The organism is Sneathiella sedimenti (assembly GCF_017313765.1).
Classification (GTDB): Bacteria; Pseudomonadota; Alphaproteobacteria; order Sneathiellales; family Sneathiellaceae; genus Sneathiella; species Sneathiella sedimenti.
On the sequence record NZ_JAFLNC010000003.1, the window covers coordinates 24,026 to 42,585 of the forward strand.

Here is an 18,560-nt window from a genome sequence, read left to right on the forward strand (position 1 = left end):
AAGTTTTAAATGACGAAACAATCTTATGGACAATGTCTATGTGTTCTGCGGGTCAGTTTGATGACTGCTTGGTTATGTTTTTGTTGCGATAGAAAGTCAGTCACATGACTCCAGCGAATAGGCGCCTGGTAATTATTCACAACCCAACTTCCGGGATGCGAAACAAAAGCAGATTTTCAAAGGCACTGTTGCGATTAGCAGAAACCCGGTGCGAGGTTGAAATTCTGAAAACCAGCGGTCCTGGCCATGCAACATTCCTTACACAGGAACTGATCAGCAGGAATGAACCTGACCTTGTTCTTGTTGCGGCCGGTGGAGACGGTACTGTCTCGGAGATATTGAACGGGCTTACAGGAGGCGCGCTGCCCCTCGGTGTTATCCCTCTCGGAACGGCGAATGTACTCGCGCGTGAGCTCGGAATTGGCGTGTCGATAGATAAGGCGGTGGAGACCCTGGTGCACGCGGATCCTGTGCCGGCCTATACGGCCGTCGCAAATGATAAACGGTTCTTGCTGATGCTCGGGGCTGGCTATGACTCCCTTGCGGTTGCGGCCCTGAATTCAAATCAGAAAAAGCGTTTTGGCGCCATTGCCTATGTTGTCGCGGCGGTGCGAGCGATATCCGGATTTCAGGATATGAAGCTCGATATCAAGATAAATGGTACGCATTACAGTGCCGGAACTGTCGTCATTTCAAAGGCGAAATACTACGGGGGTCCTTTTATTATCGCGCCCGATGGCGGATTAGATAAACCACGGCTCGATGTTCTTATATTTAAAGGATCGGGCATTGTGAATGCCTTGCGTTATGGTGTGGCCCTGCTCCTAAACCGGATTTCCCGCTTGCCCGATGTTGAAACACTGGTGACAGACATGCCAATATTGCTGACAGCGTCAAGGGAGTTTCCCTGCCAGTGTGACGGTGATGGCGGTCTTGTTACGCCGGTGAAAGTTTCCCTGGATCCAAAGCCGCTGATGATACTTCGGGCGGCAGTCTAGTTGCGATCAAAACGTTCTACGCGAATATTGTCCCAAACTTGTTCCTCCGCAGGGGTAAACTGCTCCCCCAAAGTCCTTCTTGTTACGCCTTTCGGATCAAATAGGGCAGGTTGCCGTGTCACCAGAAAAACGCGATCCTTGCCGTCAACTAGGTCCCGGATAACTTGTGCATCTTCTGCGCGAACCCCCGGAACTGCGGGAAATCCGTCTGGGTAGAAGTTTGAATATTTGACGGCCGGATATTTCGCCGGAACGCTCTTAATTCGCTCCGCCAAATCCGGATCGAAAATATAGAGACTGGACGGGAGATAAAGGTCATTTGGCATCAGAAGGACGACATCATTTCCACGGGTTTGGGTTGCAAGGCTCGCCATAATTTCGTCCCAGGGTTCTTTCTCGCCTGAACGCAACATAGCCACAAGCCCGACGAGTAGAACTGCAACATAGAAAATCTTGATGATGTTTCGAAGCAGCCTGCTTCTCAAGAACTCAATCGCTAGAGACAGCAGCATAAAATAGGGGATAAGGCCCGGCAGCAAGGTGCGCTCCAGGAAAATGTTCGGGCCCAGTAACGAAATAGCGAAGGAGACGACGGGGACGGCAAAACAACTTAGCAGGAAGAAGCAGGCAAGTGAATATGCCTTCCGGCGGATGATCTGATAAAGACCAAATAGAACAAGCGCAACCGATAATAGGGCCGTTGCCAGACCAAGTACAAGCCGACCGGTATGAATGATCGTGTAGGGTCCAAAGGCCGTATCGATAAGCTTGTCGGTATACCCAAAGCCGAAAATCCGCCGCATGATCTGAGTAAAGCTCGTGATTGTGGGTTCGGCGACCCAGCTGGAAGCTTCCCAATGGATTACTTGTCTTGCTATCTGAATGATCAGCGGGGTAGAAAGCGCAAGCACAAGAACAAAGCAAAGCAGAAGTTTCAGGAGAAAACCTCTTCTGAATTTTAGCTCGAGGGCCCAATGCGCAGCCAGGGACAAGAACAATACCGCCGTAAAAATACCACCCAGATGGTGGGACCAGTTGGTCAGAAGCGTGCCAACAGCAAAAATTGCCCACCCCTTCAGCGTTGACCTGTCATCGTCCGAGAAAATTGAAACCAGTCCTAATATTGCCAGGGAATATGTCAGGAAAAGCAGAATATAGGGCCGGGCTTCAATCGAATACCACACGAGAACCGGACTAAAGCAGATCAGGACACTGTTAAAAAGCGCCGCGCCATTTCCTTCTGTTTGGAGATACGAAGCGGTATTTTTTGTTGAAAAATAGGAGCAAACAACCAGTAAAAAGCTAAGGATAATAGAGAGGGACCGGTGCCATAATCCCGTATCGTCTGCTTCAATCAGACCCCAAAGCTTTACAAGGCTATAGTAGAGCGGCGGATGCGCCTCTACTTCCGGGAGCCAGAACCAGATCTCGCGAAATGACAATTTAGCAAACCAGGCGGTGTAGCCTTCGTCCAGCCAATAGGGAAGAGCTCCTTCATGAATGATTTTTATGGACAGCGATATAACGATGACGACAGCCAGAAAGCCATAGTGCCAAAACTGTTTCGCCTGCCCGCCCTGATCGTGCAAACTTTCTACTCCGGTTCATTTCAACGTAAAAATGTCACGCCAATTAGCGTTAACAGACTATAATTTGATTAATGCTGGTCCGCATCCCTGTTTATTCTAGAATTAGGGAAAAGAAAGCTAAAATTAACGTTTATTCGATACACACTGGGTTTCAATTACGAAAGATACGGTTGCTGAACTAGAGGGATGTTAATATACCGGACTGTTCATGACAATCTGGGGAATATGAAGGTGAGAATTCGTTGTTTGAGAACGTGAAATATGTTGTCGTGGACTTGGACGGTACTTTGGTTCGCACGGACTTATTCGTGGAATCACTGCTGCGATACCTTAAAGGTAATCCATTCAAGATTTTCCGTCTAGTTCTCTGGCTGCTAAAGGGGCGCGCCTATGCCAAGGAAAAGATTGCTCACCTAATCAAAATAGATGCCGAATATCTCCCTTATGAAGAGGCATTAATCGCCTATTTGAAACAACTGAAAATTCAGGGTAAGGAAATTATCCTCGCGACGGCAAGCCATCGAGACTACGCCAATCAGGTGGCGGAGCATCTGGGGATTTTTGACAGGGTCATGGCGACGGAGGGTAACTATAACCTGAAGGGTTCCAACAAGCTCGCTGCTATCAAGGAATTGATTGGCGATGAGGAATTCGCCTATGCCGGGGACAGTGCGGTAGACGCGCCAATATGGCGGGCGGCCGCGGCGAATATCATGGTGAACGCCCCCGCTCAGTATGTTGCGGAGGCAGAACAGAACGGTAAGCTGGTCTGGCAGACAAAATCCGAGTCGTCCACCCTGAAGGCCTTCGTGAAGGAAATGCGACCGCATCAATATGCCAAGAATGTCCTTATATTTGTGCCGCTGGTAACGTCGCACGAATATTCGGATTTCATACATCTGTTTTTGGCCCTGCTCGCCTTTGTCTGTTTCAGCTTCTGTGCATCCGGTGTTTATTTCCTGAATGACCTTCTTGATTTGCAGGAAGACCGCCGGCATCGGAGCAAAAGATACCGGCCGATTGCGTCAGGAGCGCTTCCACTGCCGCTGGGAGTAGCCGGCGCAGTCGGATTCCCGATATTGGCTTTCGTGCTTTCATTGGCCTTTTTGCCCGTCGCATTTGTCGGCGTTCTGCTCGTTTATTTTGCGATCACGAATGCCTATTCCTTCTTGCTGAAACGGATCACGACGGTCGATGTCATGACGCTTGCGATCCTATATACATTGCGGGTGGTTGCTGGGGCGGCTGCTACAGATGTGGAGTTATCCTCATGGCTGATCGCGTTTTCGGTCTTTATTTTCGTCAGCCTAGCCTTCATGAAACGATATATCGAGGTTGCGGCCCTGGCCGAAAATGACAGCAAGGTTCGCGGTCGCGGATACTCCTCGGATGACCGTGAAACCATGTTTGGCCTTGGCATCACGAACTTTACAGCGGCGGTGGTTATTCTCGCGCTGTATATCAACAGCCCGTTTGTATTGAGTTCATATGCCAGCCCGGAGGTTCTCTGGCTTTTATGTTTGGTTGTGCTGTTTTGGGGTAATCATATCTGGGTCTGTGCGCGTCGGGGTGAAATTCCGGATGATCCGGTTGTTTTCGCCATAAAGGACCGGGCAAGCCAGCTTGTCGGGGTCAGTTTTGTTGTGGTTCTGTTTCTCGCAAAATATATTACTTTTTGATTTTACCCGCCGCGTCGCAAGTGATGTGCAAATAGGAGGCTCATAAAATGTCATTCCTTGTTCTCAGCTTGATCCTGCTGACGGTTTTTGCGTCCGCCTGTGCGCAGCTTGTCTTGAAGCTGGGGGTGGCGGATCAGAAAATGCAGGCGGCGATGCAGTCCGGAATTTATGATTCTGCCTTGGCAGCCCTATTCTCACCGTTCATCTGGTTTGGCTTGATTATTTATGCGTTGAGTGTCGTGCTTTGGCTCTGGGTCCTGTCGAAAGTCGACCTGAGTGTTGCATACCCTTTTGTCGGCATCGGCTTTGTGGTCACTATGCTGTTCGGGATTCTGTTGTTGAACGAAAATGTCACGCCGATGCGGATTATCGGGACAATCCTGATTGTTGGCGGATGCGTGCTTGTCGGACGGTCGGCATAGATAGGAATTAACGCAAAAACCCGCTTCGGTGACTGGAATTAAGTCAGGTAGCCGTCGAAGCGAATTTTTGCGTTACTTGAATTTATGCAGGCATATGGAAGCCCGGCGTTGAGAGGGAGAGAGCGATTTCCTCGTCCGTCATGTCCTCGACGATATTTTCGAAGAGCGGTGAAGACAGGTAACGTTCACCAGTATCGGGCAGCATGCAGAGAATAACCGATCCCGGCGCCGCCTTTTCGGCAATCCTCATGGCAACTGCGAAAGTTGACCCGCCCGATATGCCTGTGAAGATCCCTTCCTTCTGGGCTAGTTTCTGGGACCATTCGATGCCTTCCGCACCTGCAATTGGAATGAGTTCGTCATAATATCCCTGATCCAGGGATTCCTGCAGAACCAGCGGGATAAAATCCGGTGTCCAGCCCTGGATTGGGTGGGGTTCGAAGGATTTATGGCCTTCACTCGGCGATCCGCTTGCATCGCGTTCCTGGGCAACGCCACTGCCAACCAGCTGTGCATTGGCCGGTTCCGTCAGGATAATCTTGGTCTCCGGACGTTCCCTCTTAAGGACGCGGGAGACGCCTGTCATCGTGCCACCCGTCCCGTATCCGCTGACCCAGTAGTCAAGACGATGTCCTTTGAAATCGGCTATAATCTCCCGAGCAGTTGTATTTTCATGGATCAATGCGTTGTCCGATGTTTCAAACTGACGCGCAAGAAACCATCCGTTGGCCTCGGCAAGTTCCTTCGCCTTTTGATACATACCGAAACCTTTTGCCGCCCTTGGAGTAAGCACTACTTTTGCGCCAAGAAAACGCATGAGTTTGCGCCGTTCGATCGAAAAGCTGTCCGCCATGGTAACGACGAGGGGATATCCCTTGGCGGCGCAGACCATGGCAAGTCCAATGCCAGTATTGCCACTGGTGGCTTCAATAACAGTCTGGCCCGGCTTCAAGTCCCCGCGCTTTTCCGCCTGTTCAATTATAGAAATCGCAAGCCGGTCTTTCACAGAGGCCGCCGGATTGAAAAATTCCGCCTTCACATATATTTCGACACCAGCAGGCGCCAGTCGGTTAACGCGGATACTGGGCGTGTTACCGATGGTGTCGACGATTGAGTCAAATAGATGCCCAATTCCGTCCGTGGTACGTGGGTCACCCTTAGAATTCTGTTCCATGTTTCACTCCCGATTTATTGTGCCCGGCTCTTGGTCGCCTAGCAGTTAATGAAGAACTGATGATGTCTTAAAGGCAGTCTGACGATAATCATGTTGTATAAACAAATCTAACGCAATCTACGACGGGAGAATATGACAACATTTTTGTTGTATTCGCGCGGTGCAGCATTCGATAACTTCGAGTTTTAGGCTTGCTGTATCATATGTGCAGATTTAATCGTTTGAAGATACATAAAATTGTTACGTGTTAAGTAATCGTGGGAGTCTATATTTTTTAAAATAAAGTAAAAGTAATTAAATAGACAATTTTATTTAATAGGTGTTTATAAATTGGTTTATATTGCAAATGCGAACAAAAAAATACGACTTTTGTTAAAATGTTTTATTGACGCTTGGCAAAACGCTTGCCTATACTTTTAATACTGCCGTATTCGTCCAATAAGTAATGCGGTGTGAAAAACTAAAAAAATCGGACAATAGTGGGAGGCTATCCTGTTTGAATTTTTTCAGTTAGTCATCGGGGGCGTGTCTATCGGGTGTATCTATGCCTTGGTCGCTCTCGGTTTCGTGTTGATCTATAAGGCGACGGAGGTTGTCAATTTCGCGCAGGGCGAGTTGATGATGCTCGGTGCTTTTCTTGCCTATACCTTTATATCTATACTTGGATGGAACTACTGGGCTGGAGCCGCCGCTGCGATCTTCTGTATGTTCTTCGTTGGCAACTTCGTCGACCGAATATTTCTCCGGCCGGTGCTGGGGCAGCCACAATTTTCCATTGTCATGGTAACCATTGGATTTGGGTACATGGCACGCAGTGCAGCCGGTATGGTTCCGGGGTGGGGAACCGAAACCTACGCGATTTCCACGCCGTTTTCCAGTGAAGGTATGAGCCTGGTTCCGGAATCGGTTGGCTCTCTTGTGATATCGCAAACGGATCTGTCCGTTATTATCGCGACTATTATACTCTGTGCTGTTCTTTACGCCTTTTTCACTCACACCCGACTGGGTGTTGCCATGCAGGCATCGTCGCAAAACCAGCTCGCCGCCTACTATATGGGGATTCCGGTCAAGGCCGTTTTCTCGATGATATGGGGTATCAGTGCGGCAGTGGCCGCCGCCGCGGGCATCCTTCTCGCGCCGACCACATTGATTGATACCAGTATGGGCTTCATCGGGCTAAAAGCCTTTCCGGCAGCGGTGCTCGGCGGATTCGGCTCGATCCCCGGCGCGGTTGTCGGGGGGCTGATTATCGGCATTATCGAAACTCTCGCGGGCTTTTACCTGCCGCCCGGATTCAAGAATGTTGCCGCCTATGTTGTATTGCTCGTTGTGTTGGTTGTCCGGCCGCAAGGGCTGTTCGGTCAGAAAACCGGAAAGAGGGTGTAGCAATGCGGTTTCTTTTTAAAACGGATTATGACCAGGATATTCGAATTGCGAAACATTCAGGATATTACTGGTCCTACGGGCTGCTGCTACTGATCGTCTTCGCGGCTCCCTTCTTTCTGGAGGGATACTACATCGGCCAGATGACGCAGCTTTACATAATTGCCATGGCGGGTGTCGGGTTGATGCTGCTGGCGGGGTATACCGGGTTGGTCAGCCTTGGCCATGCCGCCTTTTTTGGCATCGGTGCCTATACGGAAGCCGTCCTGACAAGTAATGGGGTGCCACTACCCTTTATGGATGAGCCGGTTGTCTTCCCGTTTTTCCTTTCCATGCCTCTCGCGGCTATTTTTGCAGCGCTGGCAGGCGTGGCAATTGGCGTCCCTGTTCTTAGGCTGACGGGTATTTATCTGGCTATTGCGACCTTTGCCTTCGCCCTTGTGATTGAGGAGATTCTATCTCGCTGGGAAAGTGTCACTAACGGCTATACGGGTCTGTTGGTTGAATCTCTATATGTTGGAGATTTGGAGCTGACGGACGGCGCACCCTTCTATTTTCTTTGCCTCGGGCTGCTCATTGTGGTGCTGCTGATGTCGATCAATCTCCTGCGTTCTCCAACCGGCCGGGCAATGATGGCTATACGTGACTCCGAGATTTCCGCGCAAAGCATGGGAGTCAATCTGGCACGTGTGAAGACAACGGCCTTCGCGTTGAGTGCAGGGGTGACTGGCCTCGCGGGGGCTCTTTTCGCCCACAAGCTGGGATTTCTGTCACCTGAGAGTTTCACGGTGTTCCAGTCTCTGGAACTGCTGGTGCTGGTCGTCGTTGGAGGCATCGGGTCGCTTCATGGTGCGATATTCGGTGCCATTTTCGTTCTGGCCTTGCCCCAGGGTCTGGCCATCCTGAAAGATTATCTCCCAACTTCAATTGCGGAGACACCGGGAATGGAGCCCTTTATTTTCGGCCTGATCCTGGTGCTGGTCATTATATTTGAACCCTATGGCATTTATGGCCGCTGGCTGAAGATAAAGCATTATTTCCAGATGTTCCCTGTCTACAAGAAAGCCACCTTCAAGCGCCAGAAAGCCTATATGAAGTCGGAACGGTTGAAATGAGCTTTTTCAAGGCGGAAAATCTGGCAATTTATTTCGGCGGCGTTAAGGCGGTCGATGGCGTCAATTTCGAGATCAATCAGGGCGAATGCTTTACCATTATCGGACCGAATGGCGCCGGTAAGACCACCATATTTAACCTGATTAGCCGGATTTATGATTCTACCGAGGGAACGATGACATTTGACGGTCAGGACATTACCAAGGTTCCGCCGCACGCCATCGCCAGCCTGGGAATAGCCCGGACTTTCCAGAATATCGAGCTATTTGAACATGCGAGTGTATTGCAGAATTTGCTGGTTGGGCGCCATTGTCACTCGAAGACGCGTTTGCTGTCTGAGCTAGCCTTTTTGCCATCGGTTCGGAAAGCGGAAGTCGCGCACCGGGAAAAGGTGGAAGAGATAATTGATTTTCTAGATTTGCAGCATTACCGGGAAAGCCTGATCATGAACCTGCCGTATGGTGTGCGCAAGGTGGTGGAGCTTGGCCGGGCGCTATGCACCGAGCCTAGATTGATATTACTGGATGAACCTTCTTCTGGCCTCAATGTCGAGGAAACACAGGATATGTCGTTCTGGATAGACGATATCAAAAAGGACCTCGGAATAACGGTGCTGATGGTCGAGCATGATATGGGGCTGGTATCGGAAGTCTCCGATCAGGTTCTGGTCCTTAATTACGGGCGGATGCTGGCTTTCGGATCTCCTCAGGATGTGCAGAACGATCCGGAAGTCATCAAGGCGTATCTGGGAGAGTAAAGATGAGTGATGCGATCCTGAAAGTCCGGAATATCGAAACCTATTATGGGCCGATCATGGCAATTCGTGGAATTTCGCTTGATGTACGTGACGGACAAATTGCCACGGTCTTGGGCGCGAATGGAGCGGGGAAAACGACGATCCTGAAAACCATCAGCGGTATCATGGATCCGCAAAAGGGGATTGTGGAGTTCGACGGACAGGAAATCCAGAAGCGCGACCCGGACTGGGTGATGCGTCAGGGGATCAGCCATGTTCCGGAAGGGCGGGAAGTATTCCCGTTTCTAACCGTCCAGGACAATTTGATGATGGGGGCCTATACCCGAAAAGACAGGGATGCGATCGCCAAGGATGTCGAGTTGGTACACAGCTACTTCCCGATCTTGAAAGAACGGGCGGAGCAGCCGGCAGGTCAGCTTTCTGGGGGCGAGCAGCAAATGCTCTCGATCAGTCGGGCGTTGATGGCGCGGCCCAAGTTGATGCTGCTGGATGAACCCAGCCTCGGTCTTAGTCCGCGCCTTGTAAAAGAAATCTTCACGATCATCAAGCGGCTGAATGTAGAGCAGGGAATGACAATGCTGCTGGTCGAGCAGAACGCCAATATTGCCCTCCATACAGCGGATTTTGGCTATGTTCTGGAGGTGGGCCGCATTGTGATGGAGGATACGACCGATAATCTTCTGCAAAAGGAGGATATCCGGGAATTCTATCTCGGGATACAGGACCACGGCGTCCGTGGAAAACGCCGTTGGAAAAAGCGAAAAACCTGGCGATAGATAGCCTGAGGCTGGAGGGAAATATGAACGCATTGAGTTACCCACCTACGGTCATCGATGGCGCCACGACGACCTGTCAACTCTTCTGGAAGCGTGTCAAGCAACATGACAAGAAGGTTGCGATGCGTGAAAAGGATTTTGGCATCTGGCAAAGCATCACCTGGTCTGACTATGGGGAAAGGGCGCGCGATTGTGGACTGGGAATGGTGGCGCTTGGCCTTAAACGTGGCGAGACGGTCTCGATCTTAAGCGAGAACAACCCTGAATGGCTCTATCTGGACATGGGAACGCTGGGGGTTGGCGGGGTGAGTAACGGCGTCTATACGACGGATAGCTCGAAACAGGTGGAATATCTTTGCCAGGATTCACGCACACGGATTTTTATCGCGGAGAATGAGGAGCAACTTGATAAAATTCTGGAAGTGCGCGCGCGGCTGCCAGAGCTTATGAAAATCATTGTCCTCGATATGGAAGGCCTGCGCGACTTCAAGGACGACATGGTCATCAGCATTGATGAGCTTTATCTGCTTGGCCGGGAATATCATGAGAAGCACCCGAATTTCTGGGAGGAACAGATCAATCTCTCCAAGCCGGAGGATCTGGCAATTCTGATCTATACCTCCGGAACGACAGGACCGCCGAAGGGGGCGATGATTTCGCATCGAAACCTGATGTTCCAAATCGCGAATTTGACACCGATTATTGACTATGGTCCGGAGGATGAGCAGCTTTCCTTTCTTCCCCTCTGCCATGTGGCTGAGCGCTCCTTTAGCGTATTCCTGCCACTCTTTGCCGGTTCCGTGATCAATTTTGTCGAGGGATCGGACACGGTCCCTGAAAATATCCGCGAAGTGTCGCCAACTGTCTTCTTTGCGGTCCCGCGTATCTGGGAAAAATTCTACTCTGCGATCACTCTTCAATTGAAAGAAGCGACGGCATTGCAACAGCTCGCCTATAAGCTAGCGATTGAAACCGGCTTTGCGATTGCGGAAAAGAAATTAAACGGCGAAGCCCCAAGCAAGCTGGAAGAGTTGAAATTCTGGCTGGCGGACCATTTGGTTCTTAAAAATATAAAGCGCCTGCTTGGGCTTGATCGCGCGCATTATCTCGGGTCAGGCGCCGCCCCAATTTCTCCGGACCTGATTAAGTGGTATTGGGCACTCGGTCTTAGCATGTATGAGGTGTACGGGCAGACGGAGAATACCGGCGTGGCGACGACCAATCTGCCGGATCAGCTCAAGCTTGGGACGGTGGGGGTAGCCGCACCGGATACCCAGGTGCGCATTTCCGAAGAAGGGGAGATACTACTGAAAGGTCCGCATGTTTTTCTCGGCTACCTAAATCAGCCGGTGAAAACCGCAGAAACGGTGACCGATGGCTGGCTGCATACAGGCGATGTCGGGTATGTCGATAACAACGGATTTGTTAAAATCACCGACCGGATGAAAGATATTATCATTACTGCCGGCGGTAAAAACATCACACCGTCGGAAATTGAAAATCAATTGAAGTTCAGTCCCTATATCTCGGATGCAGTTGTTATCGGGGACAAGCGGAAATACCTGACCTGCCTGATTATGATCGATCATGAGAATGTGGAAAAATATGCGCAGGATCTCGATGTGCCTTTCACGAATTTTCAAAGCCTTTGCAAAACCAGAGAGGTATTGGATCTGATCCGAGAGGAAGTCGAAAAGGTGAACAAGAATTTTGCACAGGTCGAGACCATAAAGGATTTCCGGTTGATTGAAGAAGTCCTGACCGCAGAGGACGATGAATTGACGCCGACCATGAAGCTGAAGCGGTCCTTCGTAAATCAGAAATATAAAGGACTGATCGATACAATGTATGCTTGATTGGGAGTTTCGATAAATTAGAAAAATAGGGTATTATGTCGTTATCAGGGAAAAATTTGGGAGAATAACCATGAAACGTAGAAGCTTTTTAAAAGTCTCTTTGGGAGCGGTCGCGACGATTGCGGCGGTATTTGCCGGATCGATTGGAATCGCAACAGCCGATCAGGGTATTTACGACGATAAAATTGTTTTAGGGTCGCACCAACCGCTTTCCGGACCTGTTGCTCTTTGGGGCGTTCCGGTTACTAATGGCATGCGAATGGCTGTCGATCAAATTAATGAAAAAGGCGGTGTTAATGGCCGTATGATTGAACTCATTGTCGAGGATTCCGCGTATCAGCAGAACAAGGCTGCGCAGGCAGGTGACAAGTTGCTCAAAAAGGACAAGGTTTTTGCTCTTGTTGGCGCGTTGGGGACGCCAACCAACATGGTAACCATGCCACGCGCGCTGAAGATGGGCGTGTTGAATGTGTTTCCTGTTACGGCAGCAAACGAAATGTTCGAGCCGTATCACAAGTTAAAGTTTGGCGGTTTTACACCGTATAGCGACCAGATGCAGGCTGCGGTGAAATATTTTGTCGACAATAAGGGCATCAAAAAAATCGGCGTTCTGTACCAGGATGATGATTTTGGGAAGAATGTGCTGCATGGGTGTGAAGATCAGGCCAAAGCCATGGGACTTCCGGAAGTTGTAAAAACCAACTTCAAGCGCGGAGCAAAGGACTTTTCCTCACAGATTGCGCAGCTTAAATCCGAAGGCGTTGAACTGGTTTGTCTCGGCACGATTATCGGCGAGACTATTGGTAGCATGGCGACCGCAAAGAAAATCGGCTATGACCCGATTTTCGTCGTTAGTTCAGCCGGTTACGTTCCTGAAAATGTGACACTGGCGAAGGGTCTAACGGAAGGCCTCTATGGTACGGGACAATCCCCAATTCCCTATTATGAGGATGCGACGCCAGAGGTAAAAGCATGGATGGATGACTACAAGGCGCGCTTCAGTGCAGATGCGGTTTTGCAGTCCATCGCCGGGTATGATGCCATGCAGGTTTTTGGCATGGCGCTTGAGAAGGCCGGCCGGGATATAACGGCAGAAAAGGTCGCAGAGGCGATCGAAAGCATCAAGGATTATCAGAATATTTTTGGAGGGGCGCCATACAGCTTCTCTGCTGAAGATCATCTGGGACCGGATGCGCGCAACAGCGCAACCCTCTACCAGGTTGTTGGTGACAAATGGCAAAAGGTCAGTGCGATCAGCTATTAATACAATGTAGTGGGAGGGGGAAAACCCGGCTTTCGAGCCGGGTTTTTTTGTCGCTTGAAGCTATGATTGCGTATTCTGCGCGACAAGGTCCCGATAGAGATCTTGAAGGCGTGCGGTTATTGGTCCGATCCCGTCATTCGATCCGATTTTTTTACCGTCAATCAGCGAAACGGGCGTTTGGGCGCCGAACGTTCCGGTCAAGAAAGCTTCATCAGCACCATAAGCTTCCACAAGCGAATAGTTTTTCTCGAAAACAGGGATGTCATTAGCCCGGCAAAGATCGATCACTTTCTGACGGGTTACCCCGTTCATGCAATAGTCTCCCGTAGAGGTCCAAACTTCCCCTTTTCGGACAATGAAAAAATTACAGGCGTTTGTGGTGTTGACGAAGCCGTGCGGGTCCAGCATCAGTCCTTCATCTGCTCCCGCCTGTTCGGCCTGAAGGCAGGCAATCACGCAGTTTAGCTTGGAGTGGGAGTTATATTTTGCGTCCTGCGACATTGGCAGGCCACGCACCTGGGGGACAGTCGCCAGCGAAATTCCTTTGGCCTGGAGATGCTTCGCTGGCTTCGAATGCTCCATTATAATGACAATGGTCGGGCCGGATATAGAGAGATTTGGATGCTGGAAGGGCTTGGATTTGACACCGCGCGTGATCATCAGGCGACAGTGGACATCATGAGTCATTCCATTGGCCGCGGCAGTCTTGGTGAGAGCATCCAGTATGCCATCCCGGTCCATGCCGATATCTAGCGAGATCGCTTTGCAGCTGTCAAACAGCCTGTCCATATGTTCATCGAAGAATGCCCATTTTCCATTGTAAAGACGCATCCCTTCCCACATTCCGTCACCCAGCATGAACCCGGAATCATATACCGATATCCTGGCTTCCTCTCGCGGAACAATCTCGCCGTTCACATAAATCTTAATATTGCGGTTGCGGACGTCTTCCTCCGCATCATGTGTGGTTTGATTGGTTTCATTCATATTCGGTTACCTGGGCAGTTTTTTTGAGAATACGCTGGTTAATAAAGACATATACCGTCACACTATATCCTTCGTATTCTTTTAAAAAGGATAGATTGGTGGCTATAACGGCTCCCTTCTATCCAGGACAAATAATTTCCGGTTTTCTGACTTGTACGGAGGTATCGCATCATTATTTGTAAGTACATGAAATCTCTACGATCCGAAGCAAGCTTTCTGATGGAGGTGTTTTGTGCGGATGCGCCATTTCACTCCTGGATCAGATAAGGTGGACACGCATGACAGCCTCCTCTCCCTTAACTAAAGCACCTCCACTTACCGAAAATATGGCCGGTGATATACGTCGTGTCGGGGTTGAAATCGAATTTTCCGGTCTGGATCCAGCAGGTGCCGCCCAGCTCGTGGCGGAAATCTTTGGAGGCCGGGTTGAGGGACGAAAGTCAGCCTTTGTATTTGATGTCGAGGAAACGCGATGGGGAAAGTTTACGGTTGAACTGGACACCCAATATGTCCATCCAGAAAAAGATCTTGGTGACCTTATTGAGGAAACCGACCTGCCGCTTAATCAGAATGCTGTCAATCTGGGGCGTGAGCTTGACACAGTTTTTCGGGGGGTTGTTGGCAAAGTTTCGTCAATCGCGGTCCCGACTGAAATTGTGTCACCGCCCATACCCTGGAACGAACTGGATCAACTGACCCCTCTAGTGAAGGCCCTGCGGGAAAAAGGCGCGGAAGGAACGGACGATAATTTCATTTACGCCTTTGGTGTCCATCTGAATCCGGAGGTTGCCGCCGAAGACGTGGATTACATTCTGCGACATCTGCGGGCCTATGCGCTGCTATCCGATTGGTTGAGAGCCCGTATAAAAGTTGATACGACACGGCGATTGCTTCCGCATGTGGATCCTTTCCCGCGAGAATATGTTCGCATGATCCTGGCGGCGGATTATTCCCCAGACCTTGACGCGCTGATCACGGACTTTGCTCGTTTGAACCCGACACGTAACCGCGAGCTGGATATGTTCCCGCTTTTCAAGTTTCTCGCGCCGGAAATAGTTGTGCGCTATGCTGATGATATCCTAATAAAAGAACGGCCCACTTTTCATTATCGGCTGCCGAATACGCATCTCTCCGATCCCGGCTGGGATATTGTAGAAGAGTGGAACCGATGGTTCGTTGTAGAGAAGCTGGCGGCCGATGAAAAGGCGCTGGAGCGCTTGTCGGATCGCTATCTTGCCAAGCCGTCCAACTTTATTGGGCAGTGGATACGGGATATTGGCGACTGGATTGAAACATTATGAAGCCAATAGTCGGTGTTACTGTCTCTCGCTATAAAAGCCGGATTGCACGAGCCTTTGATTGGTTCGCGGTCTGGCGGGCAGGCGGTAAATGCGTCTTCCTGGAACCAGGTTCTACACATCCTCGAGAGAAGCTTGATGCGCTGATCATTGGGGGTGGCGATGACATCGGTGCAGAACTCTATCATTCTGAAATCACCTTGGATGTGCGGATAGATCCCGAGCGTGATGTGCTGGAGCTGGAGCTACTCGCCTATGCGGAAGAAGCAGGGCTTCCTGTTCTGGGTATTTGTCGTGGTGCGCAGATGATGAACGTTTTTTACGGCGGTACTCTGTACAGCGATATTCGAGGCATGCCCCGCGATAAAACGAATATTCGGACCATTCTTGCGCGGAAAATTGTCACCCTGAATGAAGGGTCGTCAATACATGAAATCATCGGCAAAGATACGATCCGGGTCAATAGTTTGCATCATCAGGCAGTCGATAAAGTGGGAGAGGGCATAATCGTTTCCGGATGTGATCGCGGAAAGTTCGTTCAGGCGCTTGAACGCAAAGACAGGGAATTCTTTATCGGCGTCCAGTGGCATCCAGAATTTCTGGTTTTTGATGCCCATCAGGTTGAGCTATTTCGATCCCTGATCAATGCCGCGAAGCGTCGATTAAAAAAATAACCGGACAACTGCCTTCTTGTCGTCAATGCGAGAAAATCACCGGGACAACCATATTCTCCAGAATGTATTTTGTAGCGCCGCCAAAAATAAATTCGCGGCTGCGGGAATGCCCATACCCTCCGATAACAAGTAAATCACCGCGATTTTCAATCGTTTCCTCAAGTAACTGTTCCCCAATCGATGCGTTGCCTTTCGAACTGTTGGTCACAGTTACTGTTACCCCATGACGCGAAAGCGTCTCGGCGAGTTCGCGACCGAACACTGAATCTTGTTTGTTTTCCCTATCGACAGAAAGCAGTCTTACCTCTTTTGCGTTTTGCAAGAACGGGAGTGCGTCGAAGGCGGCACGTGTTGCTTCCCGTGCGCCATTCCAGGCCAAAGTAACATTATCACCTATATTCTTTACCTGCTTCTCGTAGGGAATGACCAGAATCGGTCGACCGCTTCCCATCAGCACGGCTACCGGCACTTCGGCCGAGTAGTCGGTTTCTGTCACATCGTTTGGTTGACCCAGAATAACTAAATCAACGGTTCTGGCGAGGGCGACCATAACTGGGGCTATTTTCGGTTCCTGTGAATGCAGGGTTCGCCATTCTGCAGATATCCCGCTTCCGCTAACTTCGCTGTTAAAAATTTCTTCAATCTGTTTAGCTGCCTCCAGATGGTACTGTCGTTGCGATGACAGAAAATCGGCGGGCACCTCCATAGATATGGCTGGGTTTATCCATATTTTCGGGACAACATAGACGCCGATCAAATGGGCCGTATGGTCTCTTGTCACCTGGGCCGCAGCTGACACGAGGTCCTTGGCGCGCTGTTCACTGCTGAAGTAGGCTAGAATTGTTTTGTAGGGCATCGTTTTTTCCTTCCCTAAAAATAGAGAAATACTCGTTCCCCTTTAAGATCTTTTGTTTTCGCCTTTTGGTGTGAGCTGTACCGAGCAACAGCGCAGTTTTTCCAAATGCTGGCTTTATTCTTTCAGCATTCACTTCACCAGAAAGGGGAATCTTCCGCACGAACTTGCCGTAAGGGTGCTCGATATCGGGATAATTCTCGTCATTTGCTCCTCAAAAGGCTGGGAGCATGGTCTCCTTATTTACAGAGAATTTCTTCTGAGTCATGAATTTTAGTGGAGTAAGCATTCATTTTGCCTCTGTTCAATCATCCTACTCCATGTAAAGATTATATAATTGATATGAATCAATTCTTTTGCGGAATCTCGATCGGCGATAGAATGATCTTAAATAATCAGGGTGACCTATTCTGCCGATAACCTGGCTAGAGGGCGCTTATTAGAACAAGGCGGACAACCGCTGGGAGGTAGATATGCGAGTAATATTGATCGGCTGTGGAATCGCGGGGGCCGCTCTGTCCCTCACTCTGCAAAGGGCGGGAATTTCCCATTTAGTGCTGGAGCAGGCATCGGAGCTTTCCGAAGTTGGCGCGGGCCTGCAGCAAAGCCCAAACAGCATTCGGGTTCTTGAATATCTGGGATTGAAGGATGAACTGGCGCGCATTGGCGTACCGCCGGCCGCACATCTGTTTAAGGACTACAAGACTGGCGAAGTATATCTCAAGACGCCGTTGATGCCGAAAGTCGAGGAATTCTTCGGAGCACCCTATTACCATGTCCATCGGGCCGACTTGCTCGACATCATGGTGAAGGCGATGGATCCGCAGAATATCAGGCTGAACACAAAAGTCGTCGATGTTAAGGAAAATGCGCAAGGAGTTGAAGTCCACTTAAGTGATGGAACGGTGGAAAAGGGCGACGTTCTGATCGGATCAGACGGTCTGCATTCCATGGTCCGCGAAAAATTCTTTACGCCTGAAAAACCGCGGCCGTCCGGCTGCGTCGCCTGGCGCGGGCTGGTTCCGGTTGAAGTGGCGCGGAACCTCGGGTTCGAACAGAATTCATACGTCTGGATGGGGCCGCATCGTTCCGCGGTTCTCTACTATGTCTGTGGGGGCGATCTTTTTAACTGGGTGGGGATTGGTCCATATAACGAGAATGCGAAAGAATCCTGGTCTCAGACGGGCTCACGCGACGCGGCTCTCAAGGAATATGAGGGCTGGAATGAACAAATTCGCGAGCTGATTGCAGGGACGGAAAGTCTTTTCATGACCAATATGATTGATCGCGAGCCGCTGGATCGCTGGGTCACGGATCGAGTCGCTCTGATGGGTGATGCCGCCCATGCGATGATGCCCTATCATGCACAAGGAGCTGGTCAGAGTATTGAGGATGCCTGGGTGCTTGGTCGGTCACTTGAGATGGCGGAGGGCGATATTCCTGCCGCGCTTAAGAAGTATGAAAAACTGCGACTCGATCGGGCTAACCGGGTCTTGCTGCAATCCCGGGCGGCAGAAAACCTGTTCCATATGAGCGATCCGGAAGAAGTATCTCGCCGGAATGCCCGCTTCGCGCGTCACCAGCAGGAAGATCAGGACGGCTTTCCTGTCGGACAACGGTGGCTGTACTCCTATGATGCGGAAAAGGCAGTTATGGGGACGGACGATGAGTGGCGAAAGCTTTCCTGGTAGGCGAGTTGGTACTCAGCAAACGACATCGAAGAAACGGTATGGTGTC

The 18,560-nt window shown here is 50.3% G+C and carries 16 protein-coding genes; 12 read left to right on the forward strand and 4 right to left on the reverse strand.

Going from position 1 to position 18,560, the window contains the following annotated elements; translation table 11 throughout:
- The first annotated feature begins 104 nt into the window (after positions 1-104).
- Complete coding sequence (locus J0X12_RS09485) at positions 105-998, forward strand: diacylglycerol/lipid kinase family protein (RefSeq protein ID WP_207044817.1); 894 nt, start codon at positions 105-107, stop codon at positions 996-998.
- Here J0X12_RS09485 and J0X12_RS09490 read toward each other — a convergent pair.
- Positions 995-2,587: a glycosyltransferase family 39 protein gene (locus tag J0X12_RS09490; RefSeq protein ID WP_207044819.1), complete on the reverse strand. Its 1,593-nt coding sequence runs from the start codon at positions 2,585-2,587 to the stop codon at positions 995-997. The two genes, J0X12_RS09485 and J0X12_RS09490, sit on opposite strands and share 4 nt — an antisense overlap.
- 254 nt (positions 2,588-2,841) lie before the next feature.
- Between J0X12_RS09490 and J0X12_RS09495 the strand changes: the two genes are divergently transcribed.
- Both J0X12_RS09495 and J0X12_RS09500 read left to right on the forward strand, forming a co-directional pair.
- The gene (locus J0X12_RS09495; RefSeq protein ID WP_337925150.1) at positions 2,842-4,266 is read left to right on the forward strand and encodes a UbiA family prenyltransferase; all 1,425 of its coding nucleotides are present in this window, start codon (positions 2,842-2,844) and stop codon (positions 4,264-4,266) included.
- A gap of 47 nt (positions 4,267-4,313) precedes the next feature.
- Positions 4,314-4,688: a DMT family transporter gene (locus J0X12_RS09500; RefSeq protein ID WP_207044823.1), complete on the forward strand. Its 375-nt coding sequence runs from the start codon at positions 4,314-4,316 to the stop codon at positions 4,686-4,688.
- Positions 4,689-4,770: 82 nt separating this feature from the next.
- On the opposite strand, the gene J0X12_RS09505 is transcribed toward J0X12_RS09500, so the two are convergent.
- Positions 4,771-5,862, reverse strand: a complete 1,092-nt coding sequence (locus J0X12_RS09505) for a PLP-dependent cysteine synthase family protein (RefSeq protein WP_207044825.1) — start codon at positions 5,860-5,862, stop codon at positions 4,771-4,773.
- Positions 5,863-6,354: 492 nt separating this feature from the next.
- Here J0X12_RS09505 and J0X12_RS09510 point away from each other — a divergent pair, with 492 nt between their 5' ends.
- The 6 genes from J0X12_RS09510 to J0X12_RS09535 all read left to right on the forward strand — a co-directional run bounded on the left by J0X12_RS09510 (position 6,355) and on the right by J0X12_RS09535 (position 13,011).
- Positions 6,355-7,248 carry a branched-chain amino acid ABC transporter permease gene (locus tag J0X12_RS09510; protein ID WP_273543416.1) on the forward strand — a complete coding sequence of 298 codons (894 nt, stop codon included), beginning with the start codon at positions 6,355-6,357 and terminating at the stop codon, positions 7,246-7,248.
- Between the two features lie 2 nt (positions 7,249-7,250).
- Positions 7,251-8,360, forward strand: coding sequence for a branched-chain amino acid ABC transporter permease (locus J0X12_RS09515; RefSeq protein ID WP_207044831.1), 1,110 nt, complete (start codon positions 7,251-7,253; stop codon positions 8,358-8,360).
- Positions 8,357-9,115, forward strand: coding sequence for an ABC transporter ATP-binding protein (locus J0X12_RS09520; RefSeq protein WP_207045875.1), 759 nt, complete (start codon positions 8,357-8,359; stop codon positions 9,113-9,115). Before J0X12_RS09515 ends, J0X12_RS09520 begins: the two co-directional genes overlap by 4 nt.
- A gap of 2 nt (positions 9,116-9,117) precedes the next feature.
- Entirely contained in the window at positions 9,118-9,891 is a 774-nt protein-coding gene (locus J0X12_RS09525; protein WP_237688094.1) for an ABC transporter ATP-binding protein, read from the forward strand.
- A gap of 23 nt (positions 9,892-9,914) precedes the next feature.
- The gene (locus J0X12_RS09530; RefSeq protein WP_207044834.1) at positions 9,915-11,747 is read left to right on the forward strand and encodes an AMP-dependent synthetase/ligase; all 1,833 of its coding nucleotides are present in this window, start codon (positions 9,915-9,917) and stop codon (positions 11,745-11,747) included.
- A gap of 70 nt (positions 11,748-11,817) precedes the next feature.
- The gene (locus J0X12_RS09535; RefSeq protein ID WP_207044837.1) at positions 11,818-13,011 is read left to right on the forward strand and encodes an ABC transporter substrate-binding protein; all 1,194 of its coding nucleotides are present in this window, start codon (positions 11,818-11,820) and stop codon (positions 13,009-13,011) included.
- A gap of 60 nt (positions 13,012-13,071) precedes the next feature.
- Here the strand turns inward: J0X12_RS09535 and J0X12_RS09540 are convergent, their stop codons facing one another.
- A complete protein-coding gene (locus J0X12_RS09540) occupies positions 13,072-13,998 on the reverse strand; it encodes a D-amino acid aminotransferase (protein WP_207044839.1) in 927 nt (308 codons plus the stop codon).
- Between the two features lie 278 nt (positions 13,999-14,276).
- Between J0X12_RS09540 and J0X12_RS09545 the strand changes: the two genes are divergently transcribed.
- Both J0X12_RS09545 and J0X12_RS09550 read left to right on the forward strand, forming a co-directional pair.
- Positions 14,277-15,299 (forward strand): amidoligase family protein, encoded by a 1,023-nt coding sequence (locus tag J0X12_RS09545; protein WP_207044841.1) that lies wholly within the window; start codon positions 14,277-14,279, stop codon positions 15,297-15,299.
- On the forward strand, positions 15,296-15,970 hold the full coding sequence (locus tag J0X12_RS09550; RefSeq protein WP_207044843.1) for a gamma-glutamyl-gamma-aminobutyrate hydrolase family protein: 675 nt from the start codon (positions 15,296-15,298) through the stop codon (positions 15,968-15,970). Before J0X12_RS09545 ends, J0X12_RS09550 begins: the two co-directional genes overlap by 4 nt.
- A gap of 22 nt (positions 15,971-15,992) precedes the next feature.
- Here J0X12_RS09550 and J0X12_RS09555 read toward each other — a convergent pair whose 3' ends face one another.
- Positions 15,993-16,826 carry a universal stress protein gene (locus J0X12_RS09555; RefSeq protein ID WP_207044845.1) on the reverse strand — a complete coding sequence of 278 codons (834 nt, stop codon included), beginning with the start codon at positions 16,824-16,826 and terminating at the stop codon, positions 15,993-15,995.
- Between the two features lie 470 nt (positions 16,827-17,296).
- On the opposite strand from J0X12_RS09555, the gene J0X12_RS09560 reads away from it, so the two are divergent.
- On the forward strand, positions 17,297-18,514 hold the full coding sequence (locus J0X12_RS09560; RefSeq protein WP_207044847.1) for an FAD-dependent monooxygenase: 1,218 nt from the start codon (positions 17,297-17,299) through the stop codon (positions 18,512-18,514).
- The last annotated feature ends 46 nt before the right edge of the window (positions 18,515-18,560 follow it).